The sequence below is a fragment of the Frateuria sp. GZRe12 genome (assembly GCF_051900535.1).
Taxonomy (GTDB): domain Bacteria; phylum Pseudomonadota; class Gammaproteobacteria; order Xanthomonadales; family Rhodanobacteraceae; genus Frateuria_A.
This window is the reverse complement of sequence record NZ_JBHZGI010000003.1, coordinates 329,238-341,864: the sequence shown is the minus strand read 5'-3', so window position 1 is coordinate 341,864 and position 12,627 is coordinate 329,238. Positions and strand designations below refer to the sequence as shown.

The window sequence follows — 12,627 nt, the reverse complement described above, 5'->3', positions numbered from 1 at the left end:
TTACGAAGCGGGCGTATTGCGTAAATCCGCGCCTGATTTACCCACCCTTTTTTTGGCGACTCCCGGTCGCTATCGGGCATCGGCCGTGTTGTAATTATCCCGTTGTATCACAGGGGATTTACGACCGATGACGCGTTACGACCCGGCAGCTTTTCTCGAACCGCTGGATGGCGACTCTCCCACCGGCAGCGACCTCGAATACGATCCCGATTTCATGGCACTCGAACGCGCCGCCGCACCGCGCGCGGAACGCGCCATGGGCGACAGCGTAAAGGCGGCCGAGGAGCCGGACTGGGACGAGGTCGATTCACTCGCCACCGGCCTGCTCCAGCGCTCGCGCGACCTGCGCGTGGCCACGCACCTGGCGACCGCCTGGATGCGCACCGGCGGCATGTCCGGCTGGGCCGCCGGCCTGGCCTTGATCCACGGCCTGCTCGAAGAGCATTGGGATGGCGTGCATCCGCAACTGGACGCCGAGGACGACGACGATCCGACCGCGCGCGTCAACGCGGTATCGGCCATCGCCAATCCGCTGGGATTGCTCACTTATTTCCGCAATACGCCATTCGTACAGTCGGCGCGACTCGGTCGTTTTTCGTTGCGCGACCTGCGCATCGCCAATGGCTCGATCAAAATCGACGCCGGCGGCGAAGCTCTGCCGAGCATGACGGAAATCGAAGCCTGTTGCCTGGATTGCCCGGAAGAGGAACTGGCCGGAACGTTGGAGGCGCTGACGCGCATCCTCGACGAAGCCAAGGCGATCGACCGCATCTTCAATGACCGCATCGGCACGGCCGGCCCGGACCTCAAGCCGCTGCTGACCGACAGCTACGAACTGAAGAAATTCGTCGAATCCCAGGCAGCACGTCGCAACCCCGCCATGGCCGGTGACGGCGAAGGCGACGCGGAGGGCGGCGAGCCCTCCGCCGCCGGCGCCCGCAGCGGCGTTCCGGGTCGCATCGAAACGCCGCAGGACGTGCTTCGCCGGATCGACGAGATCTGCGACTACTACGCCCGCTGCGAACCCTCCAGCCCGGTCCCGCTGCTGCTGCGCCGCGCCCAGCGCCTGGTCGGCAAGAACTTCCTCGACCTGCTCAAGGACCTCGCGCCCGGCGGCGTCAGCGAGATGGAGGTCATCTCGGGCCCGAGCGAGGAGTAGCACTCCCGCGCCTGTGCGCCTGTGCGCTTGTGCTCCCTCTCCCCGCCGGGGAGAGGGCTGGGGTGAGGGGCCGGGGCTCGCGGGGACGTCCGGCTAGAACAATGGATCGTCTTTCGCCTTTGCGACTTCCCCGCGACGTGGCTCGCCTGCCGCGGGCTTTCGATCGCCTGACGGCGCTCGAGTCACTTTTCTTTGCGGGCCCAAAGAAAAGTAACCAAAAGAAAGGGCCTGCGCAGCCCGGAATGGCAAAAGAGCTAGGTGCCATTGCGCCTTGCTGGGTGGGTCTCTTGCTCATAGAGGAGCTGCTCCCGCTTTACCGACGGGCGCTCGGGAGTCAAGGCCAGGGAGGGTTGCCGGCGAGACGGGGCTTCCGCGCAGCTCTCGTGCGTTTACGTCTTCAAGAGTGGCGAGAACGCTGCTTCCAACCAGCTCAATTAATCAAGTCGAGTTCTTGCAAGCGACCACGCAACCGCCGACCCGGTGCGCCCACGCTATCCACTCACCTTGATGCTTCCCTTGCCTCAGCTCCCGAGCGCCCGTCGGTAAAGCGGCGGCAGCTCCTCTAAGAGCAGGCGCTTACCCAGCAAGGCGAGAGGGCGCCCAGCTCTTCAGTCACTCCGGGCTGCGCCAGCCGTTTGTTCTGGTTGCTTTTCTTTGGGCCAGCAAGGAAAAGTGACCCGAGCGCCGTCAGGCAATCGGAAGCCCGCCGCAGGCGAGCCAAGTCGCGGAAGGGCGCGCGAGGGCGACAAACAACATTCCTCTTGGGGACCATTTCAGCGAGCCCCGCCCTGCACCGGATACAAGCGAAAAGCTCAACGCACGCCCTTGCACATCGGGGCGCCCGACCGCACCAGCAGCTGGCGCACCGCCGGGTCCCAGCTCAGCGACAGCCCACCGGGAAGCCCGACGGTGGCATTGGCGTCCGCGCTCTGCTCGAACGGCCCGGCCTTGGCGCTGGCGCCGTCGGCATAAATGACCGTGGCGGAGATGCGGTAGGCCACCGGATCGGCGCAGGCCGACGTGTCGATGGTCTGGATCACGGTGGCGCCGTAGCCATCCAGTGGCGGCAAGATGCCCTTGCCCAGCGGCACCGTGCGCGGCGCGGCGCGACCACACACCGCATCCAGCGCATAGCCGACGGTGAACTTAGGCGCGGCCAGGACCTGCACCGCGACGGTGGCCTCCGGCTGCGCGCTGCACCCGACCAGGAAGGCCTTGTGCTGCGGCCGCGCGTGCAGCAGGTAGTTCCCGGCCGCGAGTGCGGCGGTTCCGGGCCACTCGAACTCGATCCGCGTGGGCAGCACGTTGGTGATGTGCGGCTGCACGGACAGCGGCGTACCGTTGGCGTCGGTGGCAGTCAGCTGCGGATCGGGACATTGCGGATCGTGGAGCTCGCTGCCGACCAGCGCCAGCGCGAGGGGTTTGTCCTTCGTACGCAGGGCGAACACGGCCGCGTGGTCCGCAGATTCGACCCTGTCGATGGTTGGCTGCATCGGCTTGCCTTCTGCGGGCGCCTGCGCCAGCTGGCGGACCGACAGCGCGAGTGCCTTCGCCATGGATTCGGCCTCGCCCTCGCGACAACCTCCAGTGCTGTCGGCGAAGTCGGTGGCAAGTTGCGCGGCCGCATGCGCGCGCAGGACCAGTCCACGAGCTCGATCGTCCAGCGCGGTGAGTGGCTGTGCGAGCTGGTTGGCCAACGCGCCCCGTAGGTTTTGCGCGAGCGCCTGCAACTGTTGCCCGGTCGCCGCCGCGACGGACTGGCCGGCCAGCCGCTGCCGCGCGGCATCGAGCTGGTCGGCAACGCTGCCTGCCGTCAACCGTGGCGGCAGCTGCGCCGGCACCGGTGCAGCCAGGGTCAGCAGCAGGGCGAATCCGACCCGCTGGCGAAGGCGATGCCTCGCCTCATTCATCGCACTCCTCCATTTCCGGATCGCAGGCCTGCTGGTCGGCAGGCAGCAGGATGCCGGAGGGCACGATGCCGAACGAACGGTAGTTGGCCGAGATCACGCTCGGATCGATATAGACGTCCGTGTGGTTATTTGCATTCTGTGCGCGGCTGGTGAACAGCGAGGTCGGCACGTTGACGCTGTCGCCGCCGGTCAGCGGCAGCAGGTTGCCGGCGGAGTTGACCGCATAGAAGTACGCCGGCGGCAGGCCGACGAACGCAACCGCCTGCGGTCCGGTGCCGGTGACGTAGATGGGCGCGTCCGAGGTACCGATGCGGCCGGTCGAGGCGAACGTGCCCTCGCCGTCGTACAGCCACGTGGTGCCGATCTGCAGCAGATCGCCGCCGGTCACCCCCAGGTACAACGAGGAGGTGCCCGCATCGACGGTGTAGGTGCTGCCGCCGACCGAGGCCAGGGCCAGCGTCTGTGCGTTGGTAAGGCTGAAGCCCGCGGTTGAGGAGAAGCCGCCCAGGGTGCCGATGTAGTTGGCCAGCGGGCTGTTCGCCGTGCCGAGCTGGGTGTAGCCGCCGGCCTGCCCGGACAGCGTGTCGGCCACGATGCTGCCGCCCTGCCCCTCGGTGATCGCGCCCGAGGACACCAGCCGGGTCGCCTTGCCGCTGACCTGGCCGTTGATCAACAGGTCGCCGCGGGTGGTGGTCAGGTTCACGATGGCGCCGCCGTCGAGCGGGCCGGTCACCGTAAGCGACGGACCATTGCTCAGCGCGAAGCCGGCGGATCTGAACTCGCCCAGCGTATCGAGGCGGTTGGCGCCGGTGAGCGCGACGGCGCCGCTGGCCTGGCCGGTCAGCGTGTGCGCGGTGATGCTTCCCGCACTGCCCTCGCTGATGTTGCCGGTGACCGCCAGCGTGGTGGTGTCGCCGGTCAGCGATCCGTTGATGGCCAGGTTGCCGCCGGTCGTCAGCGTGGCGCTGCCGCCGCCATCGACCGTGCCGGTCACCGTAAGCGCGCGCTTGGTGGTGATCGTCAGTCCGCTGGCGCTGAAGCCGGCGAGGGAATCGATCGCGTTCGCCTGGTCCAGAGTGGTGCTGCCGGCCGAGTGGCCGCTCAAGCTGTCGGCAGTAATGATGCCGCCAGCGGTCTGGCTGATCTCGCCGCCGGACGCGAGGGTCACCGCGCCGCCGTGGATGCCCTGGGCCAAGGCCAGGTCACCCGCCGACTCGAGCGCAATGGTATTTCCGCTCAGCGCGGTGTTGAGCGACAACTTGCCGGAAGTGGTGGCGAGCGAGATATCGCCACCGCTGGCGGTCAGCGGCCCGTTCACCGACAGTGCCTTGCCGTTGCTGAACGCGAAATCTCGCGCGCCGAAGCTGCCCAGGATGGAAACGCGATTGTCGCCGTCCAGCGCTACGTCGCCGCCGGCCTGGCCGGTCAGCGTGCCCGCGGTAATGCGGCCGTGATTGGACTGGTCGATACCGCCGGCGACGTCGAGCGTGGTGGTGGTGCCGCCGAGCGTGCCGTTGATGGTGAGGCCGCCGACCTTGGTGGTCAGCGTCGTGCTGGCGCCGCCGTCGACGGTGCCGGCAATGGTGAGCGCCTTGATGTTGGTGAAGCTGAGCCCAGTTGCGTCGAGATTGCCCAGGCTGCCTACCGCGTTGTTGCCGCCGAGGCTGGCGCTGCCGATGACATGTCCGGCCAGCGAGTCGGCAACGATGCGGCCGCTGCCGCTTTCGCTGAGCGCGCCGGTCACGTTCAGGCGGGTGCTCGTGCCCTTGACGGTGCCGCTGATCACCAGGTTGCCGCCGGTATCGAGCGTGGTACTGGCGCCGCCGTCGACGGTGCCGGACACGCGCAGGTTCTGCGCGTCGTACAGGCTGAAACCGGCGGCCTGGAAGTTGCCCAGCGTGCCGATGTGGTTGGCGCCGTTGAGCGTGACGGCGCCGCCGGCCTGCCCGGTCAGCGTATCGGCCACGACATTGCCGCTCGCGCCTTCGCTGATGGTGCCGCCGGCAGAGAGCTTCGTGTCATCACCCTTCACGGTGCCGTTGATGCGCAGGTTGCCGCCCGCGGCGAGCGCGGTGCTGGCGCCGCCATCGACCGTGCCGGCGACCGTCAGCGCGCTGGTGCTGGTAAGGCTGAAGCTGTCCGCGCTGAAATTGCCCAGCGTCGAGATGGCGTTGGCCTGGTTGAGCGTGGTGGCGCCAACGGACTGTCCGCTCAAGGTGCCGGCAGTGATCAGACCGGTAGCGGTCTGGCTGATCGAGCCGGCAGATTTAAGGCTCAGCGTGTTGGCGTTGATCGCCTTGCCCAGCACCAGGTTGGCGGCCGAATCCAGCGCGATGCTGCCGCCGCTGAGCGCCGAGTTCATGTTCAGCGCGCCGGTGGTGGTAGTCAGCGCGATGCTGCCCGTGCCTACGTTGAGGCTTCCGTTGACCGCAAGCGCCTGGCCGTTGGTCAACGCGAAGTTGGCAGCGGTGAAGTTGCCCAGCGTACCGACGTGATTGCTGCGGGTAAGGCTGACGCTGCCGCCCGCCTGGCCGCTCAACGTACCCGTGACGATATTGCCACTGGCCCCTTCGCTGATCGCACCGTCCACGTCCAGCGAGGTGCTGGCGGCGTCGAGCGTGCCATTGATGGCCAGGTCGCCGCCGATCGTCAGAGACGTGGCGCCGCCGGTCGTGACCGTGCCCACCAGCGCCAGGTCCTGTGCGTTGGTGAGCGCCAGGCTAGCCGCGCTGAAACTGCCCAGGTTGTCGAGGTAATTGGTACCGGCGAGGGCGACGTTGCCGGTGGCGCTACCGGTCAGGGTGCCGGCGGTGATCGACCCGCCGGTCTGGGTGATGTCGGCACTGGAGGTAAGTTCGACCTGGCCCGTGCCGGCATCGATGTTGCCAGCGCCCTGGCTGATGCCGACACCCTGCAGGGCGATGTCGCCGCCGCTGATGCCGGCGGCCACGTTCAACAGGCCACCGCTGCCGATGTCCACGCCGCCGGCGCCGCCGGCTACCGCACCGGTGACCGTCAGGTCGCCCGCAGTGCGCAGCAGGAAGCCATCGGCGCTGAAGCTGCCCAGCGCGGCGATCGCGTTGGTCTGGCCGAGCGTGGCATGGCCGAACGCGCTGCCGGTGAGGGTGGCGGCGGTGAGCACGCCGGCGGTCTGCGTGATGTCGCCGGCTGCGCTAACGAGGGTCAGCGTGCCAGTGGCGTTGACGTCGTGCGCCAGCGTCATGCCATCGCGCCCGCTGAGCGAGACGTTGGCGCCACTGAGCGTGCCCTGCGTATCCAGCGTCCCGCCGTTGGCGGCGAGCACCAGGTCACCGGTGCCCGTGTCGATCGCGGAGGTTGCCAGCACCAGCGAGCCGCCCGCGACGAGGCTGACGTCGGTGTTGGCCGCGGCGGCCAGCGTGCCGATGGTCAGGTCGTTGGCGTCGCGCACCGACAGGCCGGCGCCGGTGAGGCCGACGCTGCCCTGGAAATCGTTGCCCGCGTTCGCCAGCGTGATCGAGCCGGTATCGGCATCGAGCGTGCTGTCGCCGGTGACGGTCAGCGCGCCGGACTGGCTGATCGCGCCGCCGTTGCTGGTCGCCGAGAGGTTGCCGGCGATCGTGCCGTTGCCCAGGTCGAGCGCACCGGTGCTGGTGACGGTCAGGGCTGCGGTGTCCAGCGTGCCCAAGGTCAGCGCATTGGCGTCGGTGAGCTGGGTAACGCCACCAGCCAGGCTGACCGCACCGTTGAAGTCGTTGACCACGTTGGTGAGCGTGATCGCGCCGTTGCCGGCATCGATGTTGCTGGTGCCGCTGATCGCGAGCGCCCCAGTCTGCGTGACCGCACCGCCATTGCTCGAGGCGACCAGGTTGCCGTTGATGGTGCCGGCACCGAGATCCAGTGCGCCGCTGCTGGTGGCGGTCAACCCAGCCGTGGCGAGCGTACCCAGGGACAGCGCGTTCCTGTCCGTGATCTGGGTAGTGCCGCCGGTGAGGCTCACCGTGCCAACGAAGTTGTTGTTGGCGTCGGCCAGGGTGATCGCACCGCTGCCGGCGTCGAGCGTGCTGGCGCCGGTGACGGTCAGGCCGCCGCTGGCCTGGCTGATCGCGCCACCGTTGCTGGTCCCCTGCAGCGTGCCGGCCACCGTACCCTTGCCCAGGCTGAGGCTGCCGGTGCTGGTGGCGGTGAGGTTGCCGGTGGCCAAGGTGCCCAGCGTCAGCGCGTTTGCATCGACGATCTGGGTGGCGCCGCCGGTCAGGCTGACCGCGCCCTGGAAGTCATTGCCGGCGCTGGCCAGCGTGACGGTACCGCTGCCCGCGTCGACGGTGGTGGCGCCCGCGGCGAAGAGCACGCCGGCGGTCTGGTTGATTGCCGCGTTAATGCTGCCCAGGTAGAGGGTGCCGCTGGCGTTGACGTTGCCGCTGAGGGTCAGGCCCGTGCCACCGGTCAAAGACACGTTGTGGCCGCTCAGGTCGGCGCTCGTGGCGAGGCCGGCGCCCGCGCTCAGCGTGAGATCGCCGGTGCCGGTATCGATGGCGCCGAACGAGGCCAGGTCCAGCGCGCCGCCAGCGACCAGGCTCAGCGAACCGTTGGTGGCGACATCCATGCCGACGATGTGCAGGTCGCCGAGGGTGCGCAGCGAGACGGACGTGCCCTGAGCATCGACCGGGCCGGTGAAGTCGTTGCCGGCGTCGCCCAAAACCAGCGCTCCGCCGCCGGCCGTAAGGGTCACCGCGCCTGCCCCCGCCGCCTGGCTGATGCCTCCGACCTGGCTGATGCCGCCGCCCGCCAGCGACAGCGTGCCGCTGCCGACGTTCGAGGTGCCCAGCACCAGGGCGTTCGTGCCGTTGTCCAGCGCGACGTTGTTGGCGCCGTTGTTGAACAGGCTTACCGCGCCGATGAAGTCGTTGCCCGGACCGGTGAGCGCGATGGCGGCGTTGCCCGCGTCGATCGCACTGGTGCCGTTGACGGTCAGGCCGCCCGCCTGGCTGATCGCGCCATCGTTGCTGGTGGCGGTCAGGCTGCCGGTGACGGTGCCGCTGCCGAGATTGAGCGCGCCATGGCTGACGGCGGTCAGGTTCGCGGTCGACAGCGTGCCCAGGGTCAGGCCATTGGCATCAGTGATCCGCGTGGCGCCGCCGGTCAGGTTCACGCTGCCGACGAAGTCGTTGGCTGCGTCGTTCAACGTGATCGCGCCGCTGCCGCCGTTGATCGTGGTGCTGCCGCTGATGGCGAGCCCGCCAATGGCCTGGGTGATCGCGCCGCCGTTGCTGGCGGCGACGAGGTTGCCGCCGATGCTGCCCTTGCCGAGATTGAGGGCGCCGTGGCTGGTAGCGGTCAGGCCGCCGGTGGCCAGCGTGCCCAACACCAGCGCGTTGCGGTCCACGATCTGGGCATTGCCGCCGGTCAGGCTGACCGCGCCGCCAAAATCGTTGTTGGCCTGGGTGAGCGTGATGGCGCCCGTACCTGCGTCGAAACTGGAAGTGCCGGACACGTCCAGTGCACCGGTCTGGCTGATGTCGCCCGTGCTTGTCGCGACAAGGTTGCCGCCGACGGTGCCGCCGGCAAAACCCAGCGTGCCCGCGCTGACCACCGTGAGATCGCCGGTGTCGAGCGTGCCGAGGACGAGGTTGCCGCTGTTGGTGATCCGGGTGTCGCCACCGGCCAGGCTGACCGTTCCGGCGAAACTGTTGGCGGAGTTGTCGAGCGTGATGGTGCCGGTGCCCGCGTCGATGTCGCTCGCACCGCTGACGGTGAGGCCACCGCTCTGGCTGATCGCGCCATCGTTGCTGGTGGCCGAGAGGCCGCCGCCGATCGTGCCCTGGCCCAGATCGAGCGCGCCGGTGCTGGTCACCGTCAATGCGCCGGTGGCGAGCGTGCCCAGCGCCAACGCGTTGCTGTCAGTGATGGCGACGGTGCCGCCGGTGAGGCTCACGGCGCCACCGAAATCGTTGGCTGTGTCGGTGAGCGTGATGGCATTGGCGCCGGCATCGATGCTGCTGGTTCCACTGACGGCGAGCCCGCCGCTGGCCTGGTCGATGGCACCGCCGCTGGTGGCGGCGAGGTTGCCGCCGACCGTGCCCGTGCCCAGCGTCAGAGCGCCCGTGCTGGTGACCGTCAGGTCGCCGGTGGCGAGCGTCCCGAGCGTCAGCGCACTGGCGTCGCTGATCTGCACGCTGCCGCCGCTGAGGCTTACCGCACCCTGGAAATCGTTGGCGATGCCGGTCAGCGTGATGTCGCCGGCGGCATCGATCGAACTGGTGCCGCCGACGATAAGCGTGCCCGCCGTCTGGGAGATCGCGCCGGCGCTGCTGGCCAGGCTGAGCGTGCCGGTGGCGGCGATGTCGTAGGCGAGGGTCAGGCCGGTGCTGCTGGCCAGCGACACGTCCGCGCCGCTCAGGTTGCCGTTGATGCCCAGAGTGCCGCCGTTCGCGGCGAGCGTGAGATTGCCGAGCCCCGTATCGATGGCCATCGTCGGCAGGAACAGCGAGCCACCCGCGACCAGGCTCACCGATCCGTCCGCGCCGCTGGTCAATGCGGCCACGGTGAGATCGCCAGACGACTGCAGCGATACGTCGCTGCCGGTGGCGCTCACCGCCCCGGTGAAGATGTTGCCGCCATCGGCCAGCGTGATCGCGCCGGCGCCGGCATTCAGCGTGCTGATGCCGGTTACGGCGAGCGCACCATCCTGGGTGATCGCACCGCCGTTGCTGGTGGCCGCAAGCGCACCGCCCACCGTGCCCTGGCCCAGGTCGAGCGCACCGGCGCTGGTGGCGGTGAGGTCAGCGGTCGCGAGCGTACCGAGCGTCAGCGTGCCGCCACTGGTGATCCGTGTCGCGCCGCCGGTCAGGCTCACCGCCCCGCCGAACGTGTTGGCGGACTGGGTCAGCGTGATGGTGCCGCTGCCGGACGCGAACCGGGACGTGCCGGCGATGTCGAGCGCACCGCTCTGGCTGATGTTGCCGGCGGCGGCGGCGTCGAGGTTGCCACCCACGCTGCCGCCGGCGAAGACCAGCACGTCGCCGCTGTCGACCGTGAGGTCGCCGGTGTCGAGCGCGCCGAGGGAGAGCGCACCACTGCTGGTTATCTGCGTGGTGCCACCGGTGAGCGCGACGACGCCGGTGAAGTCGTTGGCTGCATCGGTGAGCGTGACGCCCCCGGTGCCGGCATCGATCATGCTGGTGCCCGTGATGGCCAGGCCGCCGCTGGCCTGGGTGATCGCACCGTCGTTGCTCGTGGAGGTGAGGTTGCCCGAAACCGTGCCGGTGCCCAGGGTCAACGCGCCCGTGCTGGTGGCGGCAAGGCCATCGGTGTTCACCGCGTCCAGCACCAGGGCGTTCTTGTCGGTGATCTGGGCTGCGCCGCCGCTGAGGCTCACCGCATCCTGGAAATCGTTGTTGGCCTGGGTGAGCGTGATCAGGCCCGTGCCCGCGCTGAAGTTCGACGTGCCGGTGACCGTGAGCGCGCCGCTCTGGCTGATGTCGCCACTGCTCGTCGCCGTGAGGTTGCCGTTGATGGTGCCGCCGCCGAAGGCCAGCGTGCCGGTCGTGGTGGCGGTGAGGTTGCCGGTCGCCACCGTGCCCAGCACCAGGTCGGTGCTGTCGGTGATCTGCGTGGTGCCGCCGTAGAGGTTGGCCGTACCGATCGCGTTGCCGCCGTTGGCCAGCGTGATGCTGCTGTTGGAACGCGCGTTGACGGTGGTCGCGGCGATGCTGCCGTTGGTGCCTTCCCTGATCGAACCGACCTTGTTCGTGGCGCTACCGATGGTGAGCGTCGTGGCCTTGATGACCGCGGTGTTGGTGCTGTTGCCGATCCTCACCGCGCCGGAGGTCAGGATGTCGACGAGCCCGCCATGCGTGTCGATCGTGGCGGCGGCGGTATCGCCGATGGTCACCACGCAGGCGGTGGTGCACGAACCCTTGGTGTAGGTATTGGCGCCGCCCGTTCCCGCGTAGTTCGCCCACAGGTGGACGTCGAGCGACTGGCCGGCCGCGGCGGTGATGTTGTCGTTGACGTAGATGCTGCCGTAGGCCTGCAGGTAGAGCTGGCCCGCGCCGCTGGCGGTGATCGGCGCGGCGACGGTGATGTCGCCGTTCTGCGATCCGCCTGCGGTGTTGGTAAAGACATAGACGCTGGTGCCGCCGGTCAGTGCGGTGCCGATCCCACCGGCGTTGACCACTGAGTTGTTGCCGCTCGGGGTGTAGATCGGTCCAGACGACGTCCTGCTGTCCGCGGCGCTGCTGATGGTGACGCTGTAGGGATCGAGCAGCCAGCTGCCCATCTCGCCGTGCGCCGCCGACGCGTCGACGAGGCCCTGCGCGTTCAGCCCGTCATGCGAAGACGTCTCCACCCGGCCGCCGTCACCGCCGCTGGCGCCGCCGCGCGCGCTGATGCTGCCGTAGAAGTTGTTGGCGTGGTCGCCCCATACCACCACCGAACCGCCATTGCCGTTGCGCGTGGCGTCGGCCTTGAGCGTGGCATCGTCGGCCACGTACACCGCATTCGCCGTCTGCAGCCCTTCGCCGCCCTGCCAGCCGCCGCCGACGCGGATGTCACCGCCGCCGTAAGTGCCCGAGGCATCGATGTTGCCGCCGGTCACGCCCACGTTGCGATCCGACAGCAGCTGGATGCTGCCGCCGTGCGTCCCGGTCGCGTCGATGCGGCCGCTGTTGACGGTGTCGCCGCCCCGGGCGACCAGGCGCACCACGCCGCCGTCATGGCTGATCGCGCCGGCATCGATCACGCCGGAGTTGTTGACCAGGTTGGTGAACAGGTCGCGCGCCGCGGACGCCTCGAGCACCACGGTGCCGCCGTCGGCCTGCAGCGTGCCGGCGTTGCTGACCGCGGCCTTGGCATCCAGCCGTTGCTTGAGCTCACCGGTGATCTGGACGTTGATCAGGCCGTTGCCGTCGAAATCCAGCACCGCATGCTCGGCACCGTCGAGGTTGATCCGGCCATAGTTGGCCAGGATCACGCCGTCGTTGGCCACACTGCCGCCGATCAGGCTTATCGAGCCGCCGCTGGCCGCCGCGAGCGTGCCATGGTTGACGATGCCCGCGCCGCCACCAACGGCGTTGAGGTTGAAGTGGTGGGACAGGAAATCGGTGGGCGTCAGGTCAAGCGTACTGGCCACGAGACCGCCCACGTTCACCTGCGCGGTCGAGCCGAAGATGATGCCGTGGGTGTTGATCAGGAACACCTGCCCGTTGGAGCTGATCTGGCCGAAGATCTGGCTCGGATTCTGGTCGAGGATCCGGTTGAGCGCGACCGCCGAAGCGCCCGGCTGGTTGAAGCGCACCGTGGCGTCCTGGCCAAGGTTGAAGCTCTGCCAGTTCAGCACCAGCTTGTTGCTGGCCTGGTTGATCACCACGTTGGCGCCATCCTGCAGGATGCTGCCGCTGCCGCCGATGACCACGCCGCCAGTGGGCGTCGTGGTCCGGCCCACGCCGCCCCCGGCCTGGGCCGGTGTGCTGGCGAGCGCGCCGCACAGCAGCAGCGACAGGCTCAGCGGCAGTGTCTTGCGGCGCAGGCTGGCGAGGGAATCCTTGCGGGAAGTCGCGCGGGTGGTGTGCATGGGTA

3 protein-coding genes are annotated in these 12,627 nt (G+C 68.8%); 1 reads left to right on the top strand and 2 read right to left on the bottom strand.

Translation table 11 applies throughout. The annotated features are described in order from the left end of the window. The first annotated feature begins 127 nt into the window (after positions 1-127). Positions 128-1,159 (top strand): type VI secretion system protein TssA, encoded by a 1,032-nt coding sequence (gene tssA, locus ACFWZ4_RS10070; RefSeq protein ID WP_439704543.1) that lies wholly within the window; start codon positions 128-130, stop codon positions 1,157-1,159. An 812-nt stretch (positions 1,160-1,971) separates the two neighbouring features. On the opposite strand, the gene ACFWZ4_RS10065 is transcribed toward tssA, so the two are convergent. Next, complete coding sequence (locus ACFWZ4_RS10065) at positions 1,972-3,069, bottom strand: hypothetical protein (protein ID WP_439704542.1); 1,098 nt, start codon at positions 3,067-3,069, stop codon at positions 1,972-1,974. After that, on the bottom strand, positions 3,062-12,622 hold the full coding sequence (locus ACFWZ4_RS10060) for a beta strand repeat-containing protein (protein WP_439704541.1): 9,561 nt from the start codon (positions 12,620-12,622) through the stop codon (positions 3,062-3,064). Before ACFWZ4_RS10060 ends, ACFWZ4_RS10065 begins: the two co-directional genes overlap by 8 nt. Positions 12,623-12,627 lie beyond the last annotated feature (5 nt).